This is a genomic window from Chryseobacterium flavum (genome assembly GCF_003385595.1).
Classification (GTDB): domain Bacteria; phylum Bacteroidota; class Bacteroidia; order Flavobacteriales; family Weeksellaceae; genus Chryseobacterium; species Chryseobacterium flavum.
In genome coordinates, this window is sequence record NZ_QNUE01000012.1 from 1 (window position 1) to 22,149 (window position 22,149).

The 22,149-nt window shown below is 35.1% G+C and carries 18 protein-coding genes; 8 read left to right on the top strand and 10 right to left on the bottom strand.

Annotated elements, in window-relative coordinates:
* Window positions 1-556: 556 nt before the first annotated feature.
* From DRF59_RS14455 to DRF59_RS14480, 6 genes are all read right to left on the bottom strand, one after another.
* Window positions 557-1,378 carry a class I SAM-dependent methyltransferase gene (locus DRF59_RS14455; RefSeq protein WP_115961543.1) on the bottom strand — a complete coding sequence of 274 codons (822 nt, stop codon included), beginning with the start codon at window positions 1,376-1,378 and terminating at the stop codon, window positions 557-559.
* A gap of 109 nt (window positions 1,379-1,487) precedes the next feature.
* Window positions 1,488-3,350 carry a tRNA uridine-5-carboxymethylaminomethyl(34) synthesis enzyme MnmG gene (mnmG, locus tag DRF59_RS14460; RefSeq protein ID WP_115961546.1) on the bottom strand — a complete coding sequence of 621 codons (1,863 nt, stop codon included), beginning with the start codon at window positions 3,348-3,350 and terminating at the stop codon, window positions 1,488-1,490.
* A gap of 146 nt (window positions 3,351-3,496) precedes the next feature.
* Window positions 3,497-3,916, bottom strand: a complete 420-nt coding sequence (gene ybeY / locus DRF59_RS14465) for an rRNA maturation RNase YbeY (RefSeq protein WP_115961549.1) — start codon at window positions 3,914-3,916, stop codon at window positions 3,497-3,499.
* 4 nt (window positions 3,917-3,920) lie between these two features.
* Complete coding sequence (locus DRF59_RS14470) at window positions 3,921-6,077, bottom strand: patatin-like phospholipase family protein (RefSeq protein WP_115961551.1); 2,157 nt, start codon at window positions 6,075-6,077, stop codon at window positions 3,921-3,923.
* 2 nt (window positions 6,078-6,079) lie between these two features.
* Complete coding sequence (locus DRF59_RS14475; protein ID WP_115961554.1) at window positions 6,080-8,527, bottom strand: bifunctional UDP-N-acetylmuramoyl-tripeptide:D-alanyl-D-alanine ligase/alanine racemase; 2,448 nt, start codon at window positions 8,525-8,527, stop codon at window positions 6,080-6,082.
* A gap of 216 nt (window positions 8,528-8,743) precedes the next feature.
* Window positions 8,744-9,331 (bottom strand): thymidine kinase, encoded by a 588-nt coding sequence (locus DRF59_RS14480; RefSeq protein ID WP_115961557.1) that lies wholly within the window; start codon window positions 9,329-9,331, stop codon window positions 8,744-8,746.
* 61 nt (window positions 9,332-9,392) lie between these two features.
* Between DRF59_RS14480 and DRF59_RS14485 the strand changes: the two genes are divergently transcribed.
* The 4 genes from DRF59_RS14485 (at window position 9,393) to fabG (ending at window position 13,971) form a co-directional block, all read left to right on the top strand.
* Entirely contained in the window at window positions 9,393-10,868 is a 1,476-nt protein-coding gene (locus DRF59_RS14485; RefSeq protein ID WP_115961560.1) for a hypothetical protein, read from the top strand.
* Window positions 10,869-10,870: 2 nt separating this feature from the next.
* Window positions 10,871-11,545, top strand: a complete 675-nt coding sequence (gene rsmI, locus DRF59_RS14490; protein WP_115961563.1) for a 16S rRNA (cytidine(1402)-2'-O)-methyltransferase — start codon at window positions 10,871-10,873, stop codon at window positions 11,543-11,545.
* A complete protein-coding gene (locus DRF59_RS14495; protein ID WP_115961566.1) occupies window positions 11,546-13,057 on the top strand; it encodes a WG repeat-containing protein in 1,512 nt (503 codons plus the stop codon).
* 170 nt (window positions 13,058-13,227) lie between these two features.
* A complete protein-coding gene (fabG, locus tag DRF59_RS14500; protein WP_115961569.1) occupies window positions 13,228-13,971 on the top strand; it encodes a 3-oxoacyl-[acyl-carrier-protein] reductase in 744 nt (247 codons plus the stop codon).
* Window positions 13,972-14,052: 81 nt separating this feature from the next.
* On the opposite strand, the gene DRF59_RS14505 is transcribed toward fabG, so the two are convergent.
* Complete coding sequence (locus tag DRF59_RS14505; RefSeq protein ID WP_115961572.1) at window positions 14,053-15,093, bottom strand: GMP reductase; 1,041 nt, start codon at window positions 15,091-15,093, stop codon at window positions 14,053-14,055.
* 61 nt (window positions 15,094-15,154) lie between these two features.
* On the opposite strand from DRF59_RS14505, the gene DRF59_RS14510 reads away from it, so the two are divergent.
* Genes DRF59_RS14510 through DRF59_RS14520 form a run of 3 tightly spaced genes read left to right on the top strand, consistent with a single transcriptional unit; the run spans window position 15,155 to window position 17,553 of the window.
* Window positions 15,155-15,910 carry a prolipoprotein diacylglyceryl transferase gene (locus DRF59_RS14510; protein WP_115961575.1) on the top strand — a complete coding sequence of 252 codons (756 nt, stop codon included), beginning with the start codon at window positions 15,155-15,157 and terminating at the stop codon, window positions 15,908-15,910.
* Window positions 15,907-16,140, top strand: a complete 234-nt coding sequence (locus DRF59_RS14515) for a hypothetical protein (RefSeq protein WP_115961578.1) — start codon at window positions 15,907-15,909, stop codon at window positions 16,138-16,140. The genes DRF59_RS14510 and DRF59_RS14515 overlap by 4 nt, the downstream gene beginning before the upstream one ends.
* Window positions 16,141-16,149: 9 nt before the next feature.
* Window positions 16,150-17,553 (top strand): radical SAM protein, encoded by a 1,404-nt coding sequence (locus DRF59_RS14520; protein WP_115961581.1) that lies wholly within the window; start codon window positions 16,150-16,152, stop codon window positions 17,551-17,553.
* Between the two features lie 76 nt (window positions 17,554-17,629).
* Here DRF59_RS14520 and surE read toward each other — a convergent pair whose 3' ends face one another.
* Together surE and DRF59_RS14530 are read right to left on the bottom strand one after the other, a co-directional pair.
* Window positions 17,630-18,418: a 5'/3'-nucleotidase SurE gene (surE, locus tag DRF59_RS14525; RefSeq protein ID WP_115961584.1), complete on the bottom strand. Its 789-nt coding sequence runs from the start codon at window positions 18,416-18,418 to the stop codon at window positions 17,630-17,632.
* Between the two features lie 296 nt (window positions 18,419-18,714).
* On the bottom strand, window positions 18,715-18,885 hold the full coding sequence (locus DRF59_RS14530; RefSeq protein WP_115961587.1) for a lmo0937 family membrane protein: 171 nt from the start codon (window positions 18,883-18,885) through the stop codon (window positions 18,715-18,717).
* Between the two features lie 325 nt (window positions 18,886-19,210).
* On the opposite strand from DRF59_RS14530, the gene DRF59_RS14535 reads away from it, so the two are divergent.
* Window positions 19,211-21,340, top strand: coding sequence for a carboxy terminal-processing peptidase (locus DRF59_RS14535; RefSeq protein WP_115961590.1), 2,130 nt, complete (start codon window positions 19,211-19,213; stop codon window positions 21,338-21,340).
* A gap of 69 nt (window positions 21,341-21,409) precedes the next feature.
* Here DRF59_RS14535 and DRF59_RS14540 read toward each other — a convergent pair whose 3' ends face one another.
* A complete protein-coding gene (locus DRF59_RS14540) occupies window positions 21,410-21,913 on the bottom strand; it encodes a superoxide dismutase family protein (protein WP_115961593.1) in 504 nt (167 codons plus the stop codon).
* Between the last annotated feature and the right edge of the window lie 236 nt (window positions 21,914-22,149).

Sequence of the window (22,149 nt, forward strand, 5' to 3'; positions counted from 1 at the left end):
CTGTTAAGACTCTGTTTTAAAAATTCAAGTAATAGTAGTAGGGGAGGAAAGTTTACATTTTTCATTGTTTTGTTTCTTCAGTTATTTTCTAATGGTCTTACATTAATAGAAGAGAATACTTATTGGTCTTTTATTTTCATTAAGACCCCTGAAAAACCGACCTTCATAAATGTGCTTTAAATTGCTTTCTGTATTTTTCCGGATTTTATATGTTAATTTATTTTTAAGAGACATTATCTTTGTTTTTGTAAGAATTTAAATTTTGAGATGCATTTTTGTTTTTTTTTAGTTTTCAAGATACATTTCAAATGGTAAGGTGAAAATTAAATGTGTTAAGAAGCTACTGTTTTCATTTTTGAATTTTGAAATGGAGTAGGGGAGATCCTTATTAAGTTTCAATGAGAGTTGGTTGAGTCAAAAATTATTTATACTTAAAAGTTGTAAAATAAAAATGGCTTCATAAAATAAAAAACTCAGGAGAAAAATTCCTGAGTTTTGTTTTTTTAGTTAAAAATGCTGAAAATTGACCTTCAGAAATAGGGTAAAAATCGATTTTCTATCTTTTTTCGATAATATATATCAAACTTGAAAATTCGTTCGAAAATAACGCCTTTATGTTAGAAATTGTTCCGTGAACCACCGCTTTTAACCAAAATAACGGAGATTTTTTGTATTTTTCGCTTAACATAGAGATGTAATATGAGTCAAGGACCAAGGGTTTTATTTTTCTAAGTTTCCAATCCGGATTTTTCGAAATAAGGTTTTCCATTCCATTTTTAGAAAAATGATAGATATGTCTCGGTACATCATAGGCAGCCCAATATTCTTTATAATGTTTTGCATCATAAGAAGTAGGGTTAGGGACAGCAATAATAAGGAGTGCTTTTTCTTTTAACTTAGTGTGAAATACATTAAGCATTTCATCTTGATTTTCAATATGTTCAAAAACATGCCATAAAGTTATGGCATCTAGGCTGTGATCTTCGATTGCATTGATATCATTCAGAATTTTAGCTTTATTTATTTTTGACTGCGCTGCTTTTCTTGCGTCAGTATCTGGCTCAAATCCATATGTTTCAAAATCATTTTCTATATACTTCACAAATTCTCCTGCACCGCATCCATAGTCTAAGATTCTTGAGCCTTTCCTGATTCTGTCTATTAGTATGTTTTTTTTATACTGTAAATTAAAAGACTGTAAAAATTTATATAGTTTTTCCTTTAAGCTTCCTGAATCCTGATGGTGTGATATATAATCTTCGCTTTCATAATATTTTGAAATATTTGATGGAATAGGAGAGGTTTTAAATACTCCTTTAGTTTCTGTTTCTTTTATTTCAAATATTTCTTGTGAAAGAAAATGATCCTTTATTTTCATTCGCATATATTTTTATTAAAAATTAAGGTATTTAAAAACGAAAAACGCTTTTAAATACCTTAATTTTCGTTTTATTTATTTATAATGTTTCACGTGAAACATTATCTTTTTAACGGCCTAAATATACCAGTAAGACGTTTATATCAGCTGGAGAAACACCACTTATTCTTCCTGCCTGTGCAATAGTTTTTGGACGTACATTCGACATCTTCTGTTTTGCTTCTGCGGAAAGACTTGATAGTTTGGTATAATCAAAATCTTCAGGGATTTTAATGTTTTCCAGACGGTTTAGCTTAGCAACGTTCTCTTTTTCTTTTTCTATGTAACCTTTATACTTAATATTAATTTCTGCCTGCTCCCTTACTTCATCGCTATATTGAGCAGAAATTTCTTTGATGAAATCTATTTCTTCCAGTTTTTCCAATGTCATATTGGGTCTGGTAAGAATTTGGGCAGCTCTGTAGGCTTGATCTACAGGATTACTTTCAATAGATTCAAGAATAGGATTGATGACACCTGGCTTTAAAGAAGTTTCTCTAAGAAACTCTTCAAGTGATTGACTTTCAGTAACTTTTGTTTCTACTCGTCTTAATCTGTCTTCTTTTGCCAATCCAAGTTGAAAAGATTTCTCTGTTAGGCGGATATCTGCATTATCCTGTCTTAAAAGAAGTCTGTATTCGGCACGTGAAGTAAACATTCTGTAGGGTTCTTCAGTTCCTTTTGTAATCAGGTCATCAATTAATACTCCAATGTATGCTTCATCACGGTTTAATATAAATTCATCTTTTTCATGAACTTTATTGTGTGCATTTATTCCTGCAATCAGACCCTGTCCTGCTGCTTCTTCATATCCTGTGGTACCATTAATCTGACCTGCAAAATATAAATTATCAATTAATTTTGTTTCTAATGTATGCTTTAATTGAGTAGGAGGGAAGTAGTCATATTCAATAGCATAACCAGGGCGGAATACTTTTACGTTTTCAAATCCGGGAATATGTTTCATGGCCTTTATTTGTACATCTTCAGGAAGAGAAGAGCTGAAACCGTTTACATATATTTCTACTGTTTTCCATCCTTCCGGTTCTACAAAGAGCTGGTGTCTGTTTCTTTCTGCAAAACGATTGATCTTATCTTCGATACTGGGGCAGTATCTTGGACCTAAACTTTGTATTGTACCATTGAACATTGGGCTTCTGTCGAAACCTTCTCTCAGAATATCGTGTACCGTTTCGTTAGTATATACGATATGACAGCTTAATTGTTTTGTTAATTTCGGAGTATCAAGATAGCTGAATTTCTGAGGATTTTCATCTCCTTTCTGTTCTTCCATTTTTGAGTAATCCAGACTTCTTCCGTCTACTCTTGGTGGAGTTCCGGTTTTCATTCTTCCTGCTTCGAAGCCTAAAGTTACCAATTGTTCTGTAATTCCGAAGGCTCTAGGTTCACCCATTCTTCCTCCGCCTAATTGTTTATCTCCGACATGAATGAGTCCGTTAAGAAAAGTTCCATTTGTAAGAACTACAGATCTTCCTTTGATTTCAATTCCTAAAGAAGTAATTACTCCGGTTACTTTATTATTTTCAACAATAAGTTGTTTCACCATATCCTGAAAGAAATCAAGATTTGGAGTATTTTCTAATGCTAGGCGCCATTCTTCAGCAAAAAGCATTCTGTCGTTCTGGGTTCTAGGGGACCACATTGCAGGACCTTTCGAAAGATTCAGCATTTTGAATTGGATGGCAGATTTGTCTGCCACAATTCCGGAATATCCTCCCATTGCATCAATTTCTCTTACGATCTGTCCTTTTGCGATTCCACCCATTGCGGGGTTGCAGCTCATCTGTCCGATGGTCTGCATATTCATTGTAATGAGTAGTGTTTTTGAACCGAGGTTGGCTGCTGCTGCGGCAGCTTCACAACCTGCGTGTCCGGCGCCTACTACTATCACATCATATATTTCTGAAATCATTTTTATTTGCTTGTTTTAAGCTTTAAACCTTATTTTATTATCCAATGTTTCACGTGAAACATTTTTGGAAAATGCACTCTAGATAAACTTACATTATCACTAAAAATGAGTACTTTAGATATGGGACTTTAAGTGATTGTTCAATTTTAAAACTTTAAATCCCTGTATTTATCCAGGTACAGATCTTCCATTCTCCGCATCTCTTTTTCTTCCTCTTCTGTCTTGTCTTTATATCCTGCAAGGTGTAAAATTCCGTGAGCTAAAACTCTTCTTAATTCTTCTTCATAATCCCGCGAAAGAGTAGAAGCATTATCAGAAATGCGCTGCAAAGATACGAAAATCTCTCCGCTTATTGTTTTCCCTTTTACATAATCAAAAGTGATGATATCAGTATAATAATCATGTTGTAAATAATCCCGGTTGATCTGTAAAAGATATTCATCATCACAGAAAATATAGTTGATTTCTCCCTGCTTTTTTCCTTCTGAAAGTATGATATCTTCCAGCCATTTTTTGTAGTCTTCACTTACTGTTTCCGGTAAGTTTTCGTAAAAGAATTGTATCATTGTTTTAAAACCAGTGTCCTAAAATAACACTGAATATGCCTTTTTGATTGTTTTTTAATGAGTGACTAAAGTTAACTTTAATCTGTCCGAAAGGGGACTTGTATCCTGCTGTTATTCCCAGTGAGCTATAATTTACTTTAACTGCATCTTCAAAATTAATATCATTTGAAAGGTTGGCAAAGCTAAAGTTACCACTGATAAAATAGTTTTTATTAAACCTGAACTGGATGTCGTTAGATGCTAAAATCACATTGTTTGTATAGAGTTGAGCAAAATAAAAGCCTCCAAAGCTTTTAAAATTAATGATGTTCTGCTCAAATATTCCACCTAACCGGTACTGATAATACTGTGGAAGATGTTCACCAATAGTAATTCCTCCAAAGAGATTGAGACGATAGGTAAATTGTTTTCCCAATGGAATATTTACTCTCAGATCTGCTTTTACCTGAACAATCCTTTTATCAATTTCAGATTTCAACAGATCTATAACCTTTCCTTCCGCAGCAAAATAAACGCCTTTTGTAGGAAATTCCTTGTCATCCTGTGTATCTGTCTTTAAGAAAATATAAGGGTTTAAAAAACGGCTGTAACGTCTGTTATCACCATTCAGTTCCGCTTTGAAATAATCATGGCTTATACCGCCTCCTATAGCGTATTTATCTTTCCATACAGATTGAATATAAGCTTCATTTCTGATCCATTCCCATTTATCAATAATATTATTATCTACATTTTTAAGATCGAAACTCATACCGGAAGAATAAATACCGAATCCCGGAATATATCCGTTATCTATAAAATAGTTCAGGTAATATCTCAGTTTATCACCAACGATCACGTCTACCGAAAGATTGGAATTTTTGAATAGAAGTCTTTTTGCTGAATAATTTAAAAGAAGTCCTGTTTTAAAAACTTCATCATAATGGAGTCCAAATTTCAGAAAATGCCTTGCGTCATCTTCTGTAACATAAAGTTTTAAATAACTGGTATCATTTTCCTGAACGATATCATAATTGATAAAACGATAGTTATTGGTGGCGACAAGTTTATCGATCATGCGGTTAACATTCCCATAGGTCTGCAGAGAGGGGAGACGTAAACCCATTTTTCCCAGAACGTAATTTTTACCATATATTCTGCCTCCTTCTATGGCAATACTATCTATCTTGTAAACATTAGAATAGATTGGATTTGCGCGTTGTCTGAGGCGGTCAAAAGAACGTTTTGGTAATTGATCTAAAACCTGAGAGTACTTCATTCCTTCAGCATAACCGCTGTCCAGTATTTTTTTCTTATCATCATAGCTGGTAGCTGTCATTCCTTTCAGGTTGGGTTTGATGTTGATGTCTGTATATTTATATTGTCTTCTTGTGTCCTTCTTAATTCCAAAATCAATAACCTGGTTCAGAATTGAAATAATATTGTTTAGATCTTCTCTTTTTGAAAGATCCTGGTTAAGATCCACACCAATGACGATATCAATTCCTTTATCCTTTAAAGGTTTTGAGGGGTAATTAACAGTCATTGCCCCGTCAATGTAAATACTGTCACCTATCTTAACAGGATCCATTAAAGACGGAAATGCCGAGCTCGCCATTATAGACTGTACCAGATCTCCCTTTTCAAAAATCTGCATGTTTCCGCTTTCGAGATTGGTTGCAACACAAAAAAACGGTATCGGTAATTTTGAAAAATCATCAATGTTAGATACATTTTTGAAAAGCTCTTTAAGTAAATATACATTTCTCTGGCCTGTACTTATTGAAGAAGGAAGATTGATCTTTCCGTTTTTCAGAGGAATTGACAAAAGATATTTATCTACAGATTTATTAAAAAAACTTGCTTCCTGCCTGGATTTCGGGTCCATAATCAAAGAATAGAAGTCTGTATCCATTACAATCTTCTCTATCTCTTTTCCGGAATATCCTGAAGCATAAAGCCCACCGACAATGGCACCCATGCTTGTTCCTCCGATATAATCTACTTTGACTCCCAATGAATCCAATACTTTAAGCACTCCAACATGTGAAAACCCTTTGGCGCCACCACCGGCAAGCGATAGTCCGATTTTCGGATTTTTAGGAATTACCAGATTCTTTTTTACCTGAGACTGGATAATAAATAACTGGAATACGAAGAGAAGGATCAGGAGTTTTCTCATAATTAATCTTTAATATATATCCGTTTCACCCGAGGTGAAATAGAGGTTAATACTTCATAGGTTATCGTCTTGCAGTAACCTGCAAATTCTTTTAAACTTGGATACGCATTGAAAACGGTGACTGTATCGCCTTCTTTTACATTTGGAATATGGTCTACATTGATCATCATCATATCCATACAAATATTCCCTACAATAGGAGCAAGGGTTTTATTTACACCTACATTCCCGATCTGGTTCCCGATTAACCTGGGGATACCATCTGCATAACCAACCGGTATGGTAGCAATTCTGGTCAGATGATCTGTTTTATATTTTCTGCTGTAACCTACAGATTCTCCGTTTTCAACCATTGATATTTGCGAAATTACGGTTTTAAAGCTTACAACTGGTTGAAGTTGTTTTTGTATTTCACTATTTGGTGATTCTCCTAGCATTCCTATCCCAATACGAACCATATCATACTGGTGTTCCGTATAGCTTGTTATTCCGGAAGAATTCAGGATGTGACGTATAGGAGTGTAGCCTAGCTTTTGTATTAAATAGGTTGAATTTTTTTCAAAAGTTTTCAATTGGTCCATAGTAAATTCTTTTTCTTCCGGTACGTCAGAAGAAGACAGATGGCTGAAAATACTTTGTACTTTAAGGTTCCTGCTGCTTAGAGTATTACTTAGCTGGTCCAGTTCAAAATCTTTAAACCCAAGACGGTGCATTCCGGTTTCAAGTTTAATATGGATAGGATATTTCTGGTCATAACCAGACTTCTGAAGGGCTTCATAGAAAAGGTCCAGTACCCTTAAACTGTAAATTTCGGGTTCAAGGTTATAATCGATTATGGTCTGATAGCTGTGTTGTTCAGGATTCATTACTACGATAGGTGTAGTGATCCCCTTTTTACGGAGCTCTGCCCCTTCATCGGCAAAAGCTACTCCAAGATAATCAATATGATGATGCTGTAAAAACTCTGATATTTCATAGCTTCCCAGTCCATAAGCATTTGCTTTTACCATGGCCATCATCTTTGTGGCAGGTTTCAGTAATGATTTGTGATAATTGATATTGTGAAGTATAGCGTTCAGATTGATTTCCAAAACAGTATCATGTTTCCTTAGTTCAAGGATATCTTTAAGTTTTTCAATCTCAAATTTCCTGGCACCTTTCAATAGAATAATCTGATTTTCTATTTCCGTAAGATGTTTGTTTTCAATAAGTTCTTTAGTATCTACGAAAGTGAAAGTTTCAGCGTGAAACAAGTCACTGAATTTTGTGATTTCATCTCCAATAAGAAATACAGAATCAAAGTGCTGCTCATTAACCAATTCTGAAACTTCCTCATATAATTCTTTTAAGTTACTGTTAACCCCTACAAAGTCTGTTAATACCAAAGACTTTTTAGATTTATTATACTCTTTCAAAAATTGAAGTGCGGTTTTTAACGAATCCAGATCCAGATTGAAGGAATCATTGATTATAATATTGCCCTTAATTCCTTCAATGGATTCAAGTCTCATTTCAACAGCCTTTAAAGCGTTGATTTTTTCGACGATCTTTTCGTTTTCAATATGTAGCTCCTTTAATACTGTGATCAGGGCCAGAGCATTGGTTAATGTAGCTTCATCTCTCTGATGGGCCGGAAAACTGATTTCTTCATCAAAATACTGAACAATAATGTTCTCTCCTTTAGAAATGTTATTTTTTATGAAGACCTGGTTCTTTTCTTTAAATCCGTAGGAAATTAATTTTTTATGAGCATACAGTCTTTTTATCTTTTGATCAGTCACTGTATTGTCACCATTATAAATTATAACTTCAGAATCTTTAAAAAGCCTGATCTTTTCGCTGATCAGTTCTTCTTCAGAAGTAAAATTGGCTGCATGGGCAGTTCCGATATGTGTTAATAAACCAATCTGAGGATGGAAAACAGATTCAAGTTTCTCCATTTCGTCGGGTTTGGATATTCCCACTTCAAAAATGCCCAACTGATGAGAGGTGTTGATCTGAAGAAGGGATAATGGTAATCCGATCTGAGAATTAAAGCTCTTTGGACTTTTTACAGTAAGGAATTCATTCCACAGACATTGATACAACCATTCTTTTAATATGGTTTTACCATTACTCCCGGTAATTCCTATTGATTTAAGATGGGAATTTTCGAAATGATATCTGGCTAATTTCTGAAGAAAATCTACAGAATTCTCAACAATGATCCAGGTTACATTCTCAAATTGTGGGTGCAGGTGCTCGGAAATAATGACATTGATACCTTTGTCAATTGCAGATTCAATAAACTTTTCACCGGAATTTTTATGGGTATTAATTGCAATGAAAGCAGTATTTTTTGTTGAATAAATTATCCTGCTGTCAAAGGCAATATTTTTGATTATGATTCCTCCTTCTCCAATTACCTGTGCATTGGTGATTTCTGCAATTTGTTGTACTGTATAGTTCATTGGTGCCTTTCTGCTTTTATTTGATCTGCTTTATTTAAATTGAAACTGCAAAAACCGCAAAAAGGTAAGGTAGAGTTTACTGTTAAGCTAATTCATCCTTCAGGATTTTACGATGCTGCTTTTTCGTTTTTCATTATTTATTTTAACTGCTGGCTGATTGCAAAGTCTTTTATGCTGATTACCTGCTTTATAATTCTGTTGTTTATTACTGCTAATTCACATTCTTTTCGAAAGTACTTCATCAATAAAAACCCTGCGGCTTACTGCTTCATAACTTTCAGTTTCTCCCAGTTCTACGAGGTTATCTCCCTGAGAAATTCTCATTGAATAATTGGCGAGATTACCTGTTCTCTTACAAATAGCATGCACTTTTGTAACATATTCTGCTGTTGCCATCAGATTAGGCATAGGACCAAAGGGACGTCCCAGAAAATCCATATCCAATCCGGCAATAACTACCCTGATGCCACTGTTGGCAAGCTGATTGGCTATATCAACAATGCTTTCATCAAAAAACTGGGCCTCATCAATTCCTACAACATCACAATTGGATGCTAATAAAAGAATTTCATTAGGATTTTCTACGGCAGTACTGCGTATTTTATTCTGGTTGTGGGAAACAACATCCTCTTCAGAATACCGGATATCCAGTTTCGGTTTAAAAATTTCTACAAGCTGCCCCGCCATTTCTGCTCTTCTCAATCTTCGGATCAACTCCTCCGTTTTACCCGAAAACATAGAGCCACAGATAACTTCCATCCAACCGCTTTGTTTGGAATGATTAATTGTATTTTCTAAAAACATTTGTTAAATTAGCCGTATATTTTTAACATCAAAAGTAAGCAATTTTAATAAGAATCTTATTATGCAAAATATCCAAGATTTAAAGGAAAAGATTTTTTTTGAATCCAAGAATATCATTGATAACCTGGACAAAATAAATAACGTAGATGAGTTACTTTCCAAGCAGGATCTTGTGGATGAGCTTGCTAACAGGATTTCTTTTTTGAAACTGCTGGAAAAAAATATTGAGTATTTTATTATTGAAAATACAGCTCAGAATATAGAAAACTACCCTGTTTCTTTTACATCTGGTGAACCGGAAAACCATGATTCCGGGAATGAGGTAACCGAAGAAGAAGCGATCTTTAATAATGAGCTGAATGAGATTGATGAAAATGAAAATGAGAACTTTTCCGGAATAATTGATGAGGAGGCAGCCTTCAATAATCAGTTGAATGAAATCATGGAAAATGAATTCCATGAAAATATTGTAAGTTTTGTAGAAGAAAGCTACGGCCATCAGGAATCTGAAAAAAATCAGGCCCATCGTTCACCCTATGAAATTACTGAAGAAGAGGCAGTTTACAATAAGCAACTTAAGGAAATAGACGAAAATGAATCCTCTTCAAATCAAGCAGTATTAAGTTTTATAGATGAAGAAAAAGTGCTTGCTGATTCTGAACCCGATTATGATGAAGACCTTGATGAAAATATGTTTGATGATGATATTACCGCAGAAGAGGTAATATTCAACAATCAGCTGAATGAAATAGACCGTACTGATGACGAGTTTTCAGATAAGAAAGTAAGCGATCAGGCTTTTGCAGATGATGTAAAAAAAGGTACAGAAAAAATTCCAAGCATATTTGATGCTGAAATGCTTGAAGATGAAATGCTCATCGAAGAAAACGAAGAACAGTATATTTCTTCCAATACTTCAATAGAGCAGGGTGAAATGGTAACAGATACTTCTAATGTAGAACACATTCTTGATGAGATTAAGAATGATCATACAAAAGATACCGGAAAGGAAGGAAATGTACTTGCTGAAGTATATGACAGAAGAAAAATCGTTGAAATCGATAAGCCTGTTCCTGAAGAAACAGAAAAACATGCTTCTGATGAAAGTTTTGAAAATTTAGAACAATACCATCAGGAGAGAAAAATAAAATTAGCCAATATCAAAGGATTAAAAGCTGTTCAGTCCCTTTTTGATGACGATCCTCTGGAAAGGGAAATTCCTAAGGAGAATCCGGCTTCTATACCCAAAGAAGATACAGGGAGTATTCTGAAATCTAATATTCCTACCAATTTTATGGAAGCTGAGAAGCAAAAACCTGAATTTAAGCTGGATTTAAATGACAGAATTGCTTTTTCAAAAATGTTATTTGATGGCAGTCAGTCTGATTTAAATGATACAGTAGCCCGTTTGAATCAATTTAAAACCATTGAAGAAGCAAAAGAGTATCTGAGTGATCTTTACTACGACAGAAAATGGAATAAGGTGGATGAATACGCTCAGAGACTTTGGATATTGGTGGAAAATAAATTCTTATAATTTTGAGCGGAATCCTTTATTTTGTTCCTACCCCCGTAGGAAATCTGGAAGATATGACTTTCAGGGCAGTAAATGTCCTGAAAGAAGTTGATTATATTTTATGTGAAGATACCAGAACTTCCGGAATATTATTAAAACATTTTGAGATTTCAAAACCTTTGAAATCCTATCACTTACATAATGAACATCAGGCAACGGAAAAAGTAATTGCCGATCTTAAAAACGGGCAGGATATTGCCATTATTACCGATGCAGGAACACCGGGAATTTCAGATCCCGGGTACTTATTGGCAAAAGCGGGTGCTGATCATGACATTGAAATGATCTGCCTTCCCGGAGCTACTGCCCTGATTCCTGCCCTTGTAGTTTCAGGGCTTCCAAACAATGAATTCCTTTTTGCAGGATTTTTACCTCAGAAAAAAGGAAGACAAACCAAACTGAAACAGCTTGCTGAAGAAAAAAAGACAGTTGTCTTATATGAAAGTCCGCACAAGATCAATACAACCCTGGAACAGATCAGAGAGTTTTTTGGCGAAGAAACAAGAGTGAGTTTAAGCCGTGAGATCTCCAAAAAATTTGAAGAAACTAAAAGAGGGACTATCAGTGAATTAATAGAATTCTCCAAGAGTAAAACTTTAAAAGGAGAAATTGTTCTTATTGTGAATAATTCCATTTAATTGAGATCTTTATTTTTTATTCTGTGCTCCACAATATGTGCTGCGCAGACTCATCAGTATACAAAAACTGTTTTATCAAAAAAAACAGGGAAGGAAGTAACTTCCTATTCAGAAGGATATGGCATATTGTATGATGCAGTTACTAAAAAACAGGGGATTGTCGATTCATTAGGAAACATTACGTTTGAATCTCCTTATAAGGGGAGTATTTATCATATTTTCAAAAATAAATTTGTTTTAAGCTCAGAAGAAGGAAACAGAACAAAGTCCGGAATTATTGATGAAAAAGGAAATGAAATCATCTCTTTAGATACACAGGATTTTAATACTCCGTGGCTGAGCAAAGAACGGATTATTTGTTCTAAAGGAGATAAAGAGGCTGTTTATGACTATAGCGGAAAGCTGATTATTCCGTTTTCGGACCGGGTACGATTGGCTGCTCCAAACCGTTTTTTTGTTCTGAAGGATAAGCAGTGGTTTTTGTATGATTTTAATGGTAACCGGCTTAATGAGCGTGGATTTAAAGAAGATTACAATTTTGAAAATGGTAAGGCCCTGATCATTAATGATGAAGATAAAAATGAGATTATAGGGCCAGAAGGGCAGACCCTGCATACTTTTACACAGTATATTGTTGACATTACAGCTTATCCTTTTCTTATTACCAAAAATAAAACTACCGGGAAATACGGGCTGATTGACACGGAGGAGAATATAATAGCTGATGAGATTTTTAGTGAAATTACGCCGGAATATTTTGGTAATAAAGAATATATCTATCTCAGGAAAAATAATAAAACAACGGTTTTCCATAAAAAAGATAAAAAACTTTATCCCGGAAACTTTAAGTATTTAAATTCATTATCAGGACAGTTTTTCAGCGTTTATAATGATAAATTAAGAAAATATGGTGTTACAGATATTGAGGGAAATTTAGTTGTTCCTCAGGAATATGATTTTATCAGGAACTTTAGCATATCCGGGCATAATTTTATTTATCTTAAAAATAGAAAAGAAGAAAAGCTTCTGGATAAAGATCTTAAAAATAGGATAGATACTGATGTAAAGATACTTGCTTTTTATCCTGATAATTTAATAGTCAATAAACAGAATAAATACTACAGATTCTCAGTTAATGACCAGTCTATGGCAGAACTGAAAAATATTACTCTGATCAAAGGGCATGATACCGGTTACTTTAATCCGCTCAACCTGTATTCAAAACCTGTCGTATGCCAGAATAATAACAGGCTGTATGGTGTTTTGGACGGAAAAGGGAAAGAAATTATACCCTTTATCTATGAAGATATTATTGTATTTGAAAATTCTGAAAATGAATTTATTGTAAAAAAAGATGGAAAATACGGAGTATTGAATTTTCAAAATGAACCGCTTAGGGAAATTATCTATGATAAATATTTCTGGCAGAAAGAAGTTTTGAGAATGGATTATAACAATACATCTGATTTTATTTATTTTACAAGATTTAAAGGGAGTGGCGCACAATTTTAGCAGAATAGGGGGATATTGATAAAATTTTGTGTAATTTAAATAAATTGAATGTATTGCATGACAATTTGTAATATCTTTGCACACCGTTTAATTCTGAATAGAATTATATATACCAATTGAGTCAGCATTCACAAGCTGAATGAGTTATAAAGAAAATAATTATCAAGAATATGAGACTATTAGAAGGAAAAGTAGCGCTAATTACCGGAGCTACACGAGGAATCGGAAAAGGGATTGCTGAAGTGTATGCACAGCATGGTGCAAAAGTAGCATTTACCTATGCCGGCTCTGTGGACAAAGCCAAAGAATTAGAAGCAGCTTTAAGTTCTGTAACCCAAATTAAAGGATATCAGTCTGATGCATCTGATTATGATGCTGCTCAGCAATTAGTAGATGAAGTGATGAAGGAGTTTGGGCAAATTGATATTTTGATAAACAACGCAGGAATTACAAAAGATAATCTGTTACTGAGAATGTCCAAGGAAGACTGGGATCAGGTGATCAAAGTAAATTTAGATTCGGTTTTTAACCTTACAAAAGCTGTAATTAAACCGATGATGAAGGCAAGATCAGGGTCAATTATCAATATGACTTCAGTTGTTGGAATTCAAGGACATGCAGGACAAGCTAACTATGCAGCATCCAAAGCCGGTGTAATTGGGTTTACCAAATCAATTGCTTTGGAACTGGGCTCCAGAAATATCAGATGTAATGCTATAGCCCCTGGATTCATTGAAACTGAAATGACCGCTGTTTTAGATGAAAAAATAGTTCAGGAATGGAGAGAAGGAATTCCTATGAAGAGAGGAGGGCAACCTGCGGATGTTGCAAATGCCTGCGTATTTTTAGGAAGTGAAATGGCTTCCTATGTTACGGGACAAACATTGAACGTTGACGGTGGAATGTTAACTTAAAATATAAACGGGCTGTACATTCATGTGCAGCCCGCTTTTTTATTACACAATTGATCAGAACGTAAAAGAATAAAAGTGTTTTTAATCTTTAAAAATCTGATTTTCCTGTTCCTGAACTCTGATAAAAGTTGTTCTTTTGGAAAGCTCTTTAAGCTTGGATGCTCCTACATAGGTACAGGTAGATCGTACTCCTCCTAAAATATCTTTAACCGTTTCCGAAACCGGTCCTTTATAGGCTACTTTTACTGTTTTTCCTTCGGAAGCCCTGTATTCAGCAACTCCACCAGAATGTTTATCCATTGCTGTTTTGGAACTCATTCCATAAAACAGACGGTATTTTTTTCCATTTTCCTCAATCATTTCTCCACCACTTTCATCATGACCGGCAAACATACCTCCCAACATAACAAAATCTGCTCCACCCCCGAAAGCTTTGGCTACATCACCCGGGACTTTACAGCCTCCGTCTGCTATGATATGACCCCCTAAGCCATGGGCAGCATCAGCACATTCGATGATGGCTGAAAGCTGAGGATATCCCACTCCTGTTTTCACTCTGGTCGTACACACTGAACCAGGCCCGATTCCCACTTTTATAATATCTGCACCTACTAAAAGGAGCTCTTCTACCATTTCTCCTGTCACAACATTTCCTGCAATAATAATTTTGTCCGGAAAACTGGCTCTTGTTTTCTTCACAAATTGAACAAAATGTTCAGAATAACCATTGGCTACATCAATACACAAAAACTCAATTTTTGGATGCTTTTCAAGGATTTGCCTTATTTTTTCTTCATCTGCCTTTCCAGTCCCCGTACTTAAGGCAATATATTGATAAATGCTCTCAGGCTGACTATGTAGAAACTGATCCCATTCTTCAGGAGTATAATGTTTGTGAATCGCAGTAATGATTTTATCTTTTGCAAGTTCAACAGCCATTTCAAATGTTCCAACGGTATCCATATTGGCTGCAATAACCGGAACTCCATTCCATTTCTTTTTGGTATGCCTGAAGGTGAATTCTCTTTCCAGGTTAACTTCTGATCTTGATTTTAATGTAGAACGTTTGGGGCGGAACATTACATCCTTAAACCCCAGTTTTATGTCATATTCTATACGCATTTTGTAATTATTTGTCTGAATAAAGGTAGTAAATTATCTGAAATGGATTATTTTTGAAGCAATGGATTTTCCTGTTACCTTTCATATTTTTGGCAAAACAATTCTGGCGCATCCCCTTTTTGAGGCTGTGGGAATGTTTTTGGGAATGCGTTACTACTTTTATCTCAAAAGGAGATCAAAAGAGAAATTGTCTTTCAATACTTCTGCAGCTGTTTTAATAGGAGCAACAGCTGGGGCATTAATAGGATCAAAGCTGGTCGGGAATCTTGAAAATCCTTATGCGTTATTTGAAGATTTCAGTTTTGGAAAGTTCTGGTCAAACAATACTATTGTCGGGGGGCTTGCTTTCGGATTAATAGGAGTAGAACTGGCTAAAAAAGTGGTGGGACATAAAGAAAGTACCGGTGATATGATTGTTTTTCCTTTGATGCTTGCAATGATCATTGGAAGAGTAGGATGTTTTCTTACAGGAATTTACGAAGAGACTTATGGTATTCCTACAGATTCTGTTTTTGGAATGTATTTGGGAGATGAATATCTGAGGCATCCCGTAGCCCTTTATGAAATTGGTTTTCTGGTGATGCTGTGGGCTGTCCTAAAATATGTCCAAAAACTGGAAAGATATCCTTCAGGATTTATATTTCAGATATTTATGCTGGGTTATTTTACCTTTAGGTTCCTGTTAGACTTTATTAAACCCAGAATAGAAATTGCAGGGCCATTGGGAACCATACAGTTTGTATGTATTTGTGTAATTATTTATTACATTTATACTCTTAAAAATACCCGATCACTATATTTAAAATATTTAAGATGAAATCTTTAACAATTTTAGAAGTTGGCAACCTGGGAGGAGTGGTCGTAATGATCATCGGAATAATTATTTTAGGTGCGTTGTTTATTTCCTTGGTAGTTGCGCTTGTTGCAAAAATAATTTATGAGTGGAAAGGAGACAGGAAATTCAGCAGAAAGCAATTTATACAGACAATGCTGATAAGTCTTTTAATCTGTGGTCTGATCAGCGGATATATTTGTGGTGGTGCTTAAAACTTAATTATGCCGGTTAGAAACTATACCTATTACGACTATACGATAAGTCTTTGTCCTGAGTGCCTTAAAAGGGTGGGAGCTAAGATTGTTATCGAAGATGAAACTGTTTTTATGACAAAGAGATGCCCTGATCATGGCTTTTTCAAAACAAAAATTGCCTCTGATGTATCTTATTATAAAAACATCAGAAATTACAATAAAGCTTCCGAAATGCCCCTTCATTTCGGAACTGAAGTGGAATATGGATGTCCGTACGACTGTGGACTTTGTGTGGACCATGAACAGCATAGCTGTCTTTCAATAGTGGAAGTGACAGACCGATGTAACCTTACCTGTCCAACCTGTTATGCAATGTCTTCCCCACACTATGGAAGCCATAGAAGTCTTGAAGAGATAGAGGCTATGCTTGATGTTATTGTTAAGAATGAAGGAGAGCCGGATGTAGTACAGATCAGTGGGGGAGAGCCTACCATTCATCCTGAATTTTTTAAAATCATGGACATTGCCAAGTCAAAGCCCATAAAACATCTGATGCTGAATACTAATGGAATCAGGATTGCCAATGATCCCGGATTTGCTGAAAAGCTGGCTACCTATGCCCCTGAGTTTGAAATATACCTTCAGTTTGATTCTTTTAAGCCGGAAGTATTGAGGGATTTCAGGGGGAAAGATTTAACAGATATCCGGATGAAGGCTCTGGAAAAACTTAATGAGCTTAATCTTTCCACCACATTGGTTGTGGTTCTGCAAAAGGGAAAAAATATAGATGAAATCGGAAAAATTATCGAATTTGCCCTGAAACAGAAATGTGTAAGAGGGATTACTTTCCAGCCGGTAGAAATTGCCGGTAGGAGCAGGGATGATTCAGCTTATGAAAAAATTACTTTAACAGAAGTCAGACAGGAAATTATTGATCAGTTTCCCCTTGTAAATTCAGATGATATAATTCCGGTCCCTTGTAATCCTGATGCTTTGGCAATGGGATACATTTTAAAACTTCAGGGCGAGACCATTCCTTTAACCCGCTATATTAATCCTGCTGATCTTCTGAATAATGAATCAAAAAACACCATTGTTTATGAGCAGGATAAAGGACTCCATATGCAATTACTGGACATATTCAGTACAGGTATTTCAGTGGACAAAGTGCAGCCGAAAGTGAATCAGTTATTGTGCTGTCTTCCGGAAGTATGTGCTCCGGAACTTGATTATGATAATCTGTTCAGAATTATTATTATGACCTTTATGGATGCCCATGACTTTGATGTAAGAGCAGTAAAGAAATCCTGTGTTCATATTGTTAATAAAGATCTGAAATTGATTCCTTTTGAGACCATGAACCTTTTTTACAGGGATGATAAGAAAAACTATCTGGAAGAGCTTAGAAGAGAAGATAAAGTATTATTTTGATTAAAGTCAATAAATAAGAGACGCGGAAAATTACTTTCCACGTCTCTTATTCATATAAAGCTGTCACTATAACCTGTTATTTGGCTTCCGGGACTTTGTCAAAAGCCATAACCTCTCCCAGTGTTTTCATATATTCATATGCCGTGAGGTCAAATTTTACCGGAACAATTGAAATATATCCGTTGGCCAGTGCTGTCTCATCAGCATCCTCAGACTCATCCATATTATTGAAATAGCCTGTAAGCCAATAATATTTTTTTCCGTGAGGGTTAATTCTTTCGTCAAAGCTTTCTTCCCATTTTGCATGAGCCTGCTTACATACTTTTACCCCCTTTATCTCTTCAGCAGGAAGTTTCGGAATATTGACATTTAAGACAATTCCTCTTGGCATTGGTCTTTCCAATGTCCTTCTTACAATGTTCTGAATATATTCTTTAGCTTGAGTAAAATCTGCCTCCCAGCTAAAATCCAGTAAGGAGAATCCGATAGCCGGAATACCTTCAACACCAGCTTCGACAGCGGCAGACATTGTTCCTGAATAAATGACATTGATTGAAGAGTTTGCTCCATGGTTAATTCCTGATACAACAATATCAGGTCTCCTTTTTAGAATTTTATCCAACGCCATTTTTACACAATCTACAGGAGTTCCACTACATGAAAAATCAGTTTGAGGACCTTCAAGGTTAACCTCCTCATAACTTAAAGTAGAGTTAATAGTAATTGCGTGACCTTTTCCGCTTTGGGGAGAATTGGGTGCTACCACCACTACTTCTCCTATTTCGTTCATAAAATTTACAAGATTTCTGATACCAGGTGCGGTAATTCCATCATCATTAGTAACCAGAATAAGTGGTCTTTCCATAAAAAATTAGATTTTGACAACAAATAGTGTGAATTTATGCACTTAATGGCAGAGAATTTCACATATCAAATGTAGGTAAAAGTTTTTGAAGATGAAAAAAGCACTATAAAATTATATACTGCAGACCAGGTCATGGTTTCAGAAAAATAGAAAAGCCGTTATAATATCAGACCTTTTACAGATGTTTATACCACTGATCTGAAAAATTTATTTACAATAAAATAGACAAGACCATTCTGTTGAACAAACATCTGTTTAAAGTCTGATAATGTTTCTGGATTAATAAATGATGTAAGTTAATCTAAAGGTTTTCTACCTGTTATAAGATTATAAAGAATAACAATAATGGCAATTACAAGCAGGATATGTATTAAATATCCGGTGCTGATTCCGGGAACAATTCCCAGCATTCCTAAAAGCCAAACAACAATACAAATGACGGCGACTAACCATAATATACTTCTCATGACTATACATTTTAAAGTTATTTGTTTAAGTATCAGCATATTTTATGCCTTTATGCTTTTAATTTAATTTTTGTGGTATCTATTTTTTGAATAAAAAAGAAAAAAATAATTCAATTTAGTCTGTTTTATATCCTGAAAATTATGCTGAAAAGCTATAATAGAAGCAAAAGTCCGGAATATTATCTGCTTACTTTTAATAAAAAAAACTAAAACTGTTCGATATTTGTAAATAAGGTATTAAATTTGATCGTTTGTAACAGTCCTAATAATTAGAGCTACTAATTACAAGACTTATTTTAAAAAATTAATAAATACGAGACAGTTTATGTGGAAAAATTTCAAACTGAATAAATTTTTACTACTAATTCCATTAACCAGTCTGATGTTTTGTTTCAACTCGCCAAAGAATGACGATGAAAAGATGCAAACAATAATGGTGAGCGTAAAAAATACACTTTCTTATCTGCATTATAGCCCAAAGCCAATTAATGATGCCTATTCGAAGGACGTTTATAAGCATTATTTTGAATTGGTAGACCCTGCAAAGAGGTATTTCCTGCAGTCTGATATGGATGAATTCAGCAAGCATGAAACAAAACTTGATGATTACATCAATCAGGGAGATCTTACTTTTTATAAACTTACCATTGACAGGCTGTATCAGAGGGTAGACGAAATTGATAAAATTACGCAGGATATCTTCAGCAAGCCTATCAACCTTCAGGAAGATGAGACCCTTACCCTTGAACCTAAGCTTAAAAAAACACCTGCCAATAAACAGGAGCAGTATAATGAATGGAAAAAATTCATCAAGTACAATATTCTTCAGGAAATTGAATCGATGAACAGTAAGGAGGAAGCACAAAAAGAAAAGAAAGACTCTGTTCAGAAATATAAGCTTAAAGATACCATCAGCCTTAAGGTATTAACTCAGGATGAAAAGATCAAAAAAGCAACTGATGAGGTAAAAGATCTGGTAAAAGATACCTTTACAAGATTCAAGAAAAGAAAAAAAATGGATTGGTTTACCGTATATATGAATGCATATACTGAAGTATTTGATCCACATACCAATTATTATTCTCCAAAGGATAAAGAAGATTTTGACAGCCAGTTTACAGGAAAAGTAATCGGTATCGGAGCTATCATTCAGGAGAAGAAAGGAAACCTTTATCTGGGGGCGCTTACTATTGGAGCTCCTGCATGGAAATCCAAGCAGCTTTCGGAAGGAGATAAAATTCTGAAGGTTAAGTCTAAGCCGAAGGATGATGCCGTAAATGTTGTAGGAATGCTTTCTGATGAAGCTGTAAGACTGATCAGAGGTGAAAAAGGAACACCAGTGACGTTGACAGTTCAGAAAAAGGACGGTAGCATCAAAGATGTAACAATGATCCGCGAAGAAGTGGCTATTGAGGATACTTTTGCAAGAAGTATTGTTGTAAACTCACCTAACGGAAAGAAATATGGTTTCATTAACCTGCCGAGTTTTAATGCTGATTTTGAAAATGCCAAAGGAAGAAACGCTTCGGATGACATTAAAAATGAAATTATAAAACTGAAAGGCCAGAATATTGAAGGAATTGTTCTTGATCTCAGAAATAATGGAGGAGGGTCTTTAACTGAAGTAGGGGATATTATGGGGCTTTTCATGGATGCAGGACCTTATGTTCAGGTAAAAGATGGAAACGGTAAAATACAAACTTTAAAAAATAAGTATGAAACTCCGATATGGACCGGTCCTCTTGTGATCATGCAAAATGAACTTTCGGCTTCAGCTTCTGAAATTTTAGCCGGAGTAATGCAGGATTATGGGAGAGCAATGATCATTGGCTCACCACAGTCGTTTGGTAAAGGAACAGTTCAGACTTTCGTAGACCTGAACAGATTCCTGAATACAGAGGATGATTTCGGATCTTTAAAACTTACGATCCAGAAATTCTATAGAATTACAGGAGAGTCAACCCAAAGAAAAGGAATTGTTTCTGATATTCAGATGAAAGATTTCTTTACGTATGCTGAGGTAGGAGAGCGTTATGATGACTTTGCGTTGGCATGGGATAAAATTCCGTCTACAAAATTCGATAAACTTAATTATTTCAATATCCAGGCTCTTGAGAAAGCCAGTGCGGAAAGAATGGCTAAAAACAGTAACTATCAGCTGTTACTTGAGTCTGCTCAATGGAGGGAAAAACTGGATAAAGAAGAAACAATTACTTTGAATATCAATAAGTTTAATGAATTGATGAAACACAGAAAATCTCAGATTGAAAAGTTCAAGGCTTTAACCAAATTTGAGAATGGGCTTCAGTTTGTTATGTATCCTGGCGAGATCGAAAGAGAGAAGAAAGATGAAGCATTCAAGAAGAAATCTGAAATGTGGATCAAGAACCTGAAAAAAGATCCGTATCTGCAGGAAGCAATGAATATTGTTTCAGATATGGGAGCTAAATCATAATGAACAGGCTTACTAATCATAAAAAAAACCGCTAATAAGAATTAGCGGTTTTTTTATGAAAACAGGTTACTATTTAATTTCTACGCATCCAACTCTTCCTCCTGCATTTCCGGTAGGCTGAGTATGGAAATCATCGGCTGCTGCGTGTACAATAAGGCCTTTGCCGATAATGTTTTTAGACTCATCTGTACAGCCCAGACACCATTTGTCTGTCTTGAACGTAAGAGTAGCATTTCCACTTTCATCCGCTACCAGGTTCCCGATATCTCCCATATGGAAGTGTTCAGCCCCCCATTTTCCATGGTCATCTTTTGCAGGGTTCCAGTGCCCGCCTGTAGATGTACCATCAGCTGCAGAGCAATCTCCTTTTTCATGAATATGTACTGCATGAATTCCGGGAGTAAGATTAGTCACATCAAGCTTCATAACTACATCATTTCCAGCTTGGGTAAACTTAACTGTTCCTCCTGTCTGTGTTCCGCTTTTGGCATTTACAGCATAGGTTTTTGTGGTTCCGCAAGAAGCGGCTAAAAATGCACAGCCTGCCAATAATGCTAATGTTTGTACTTTCATTTTTAAATGATTTATAGTGATTTTACCTATAAAAATAAAAAAGATTTTCCAATGCGCTTTATGATTCCCGTCTTTTTTCAAAAAGATACCGTGTATTACAGCTTAATCTGTTAAGTTTTTGAACCCGGATTCTACAACGTAAGATCAGAACATAAATGGCTTTAAAACAGCCCAAGAAAGCTTATTTATTTCTTCTGGATTCAAAATACTGAAATAGTAAATAATGAACAGGCATT

Coding starts and splice junctions, on each gene's coding strand:
- DRF59_RS14455 (WP_115961543.1), bottom strand. CDS start 1,378: ATGAAAATAAAGGATCATTTTCTTTCACAAGAAATATTTGAAATAAAA.
- mnmG (WP_115961546.1), bottom strand. CDS start 3,350: ATGATTTCAGAAATATATGATGTGATAGTAGTAGGCGCCGGACACGCA.
- ybeY (WP_115961549.1), bottom strand. CDS start 3,916: ATGATACAATTCTTTTACGAAAACTTACCGGAAACAGTAAGTGAAGAC.
- DRF59_RS14470 (WP_115961551.1), bottom strand. CDS start 6,077: ATGAGAAAACTCCTGATCCTTCTCTTCGTATTCCAGTTATTTATTATC.
- DRF59_RS14475 (WP_115961554.1), bottom strand. CDS start 8,527: ATGAACTATACAGTACAACAAATTGCAGAAATCACCAATGCACAGGTA.
- DRF59_RS14480 (WP_115961557.1), bottom strand. CDS start 9,331: ATGTTTTTAGAAAATACAATTAATCATTCCAAACAAAGCGGTTGGATG.
- DRF59_RS14485 (WP_115961560.1), top strand. CDS start 9,393: ATGCAAAATATCCAAGATTTAAAGGAAAAGATTTTTTTTGAATCCAAG.
- fabG (WP_115961569.1), top strand. CDS start 13,228: ATGAGACTATTAGAAGGAAAAGTAGCGCTAATTACCGGAGCTACACGA.
- DRF59_RS14505 (WP_115961572.1), bottom strand. CDS start 15,093: ATGCGTATAGAATATGACATAAAACTGGGGTTTAAGGATGTAATGTTC.
- DRF59_RS14510 (WP_115961575.1), top strand. CDS start 15,155: ATGGATTTTCCTGTTACCTTTCATATTTTTGGCAAAACAATTCTGGCG.
- DRF59_RS14515 (WP_115961578.1), top strand. CDS start 15,907: ATGAAATCTTTAACAATTTTAGAAGTTGGCAACCTGGGAGGAGTGGTC.
- DRF59_RS14520 (WP_115961581.1), top strand. CDS start 16,150: ATGCCGGTTAGAAACTATACCTATTACGACTATACGATAAGTCTTTGT.
- surE (WP_115961584.1), bottom strand. CDS start 18,418: ATGGAAAGACCACTTATTCTGGTTACTAATGATGATGGAATTACCGCA.
- DRF59_RS14530 (WP_115961587.1), bottom strand. CDS start 18,885: ATGAGAAGTATATTATGGTTAGTCGCCGTCATTTGTATTGTTGTTTGG.
- DRF59_RS14535 (WP_115961590.1), top strand. CDS start 19,211: ATGTGGAAAAATTTCAAACTGAATAAATTTTTACTACTAATTCCATTA.
- DRF59_RS14540 (WP_115961593.1), bottom strand. CDS start 21,913: ATGAAAGTACAAACATTAGCATTATTGGCAGGCTGTGCATTTTTAGCC.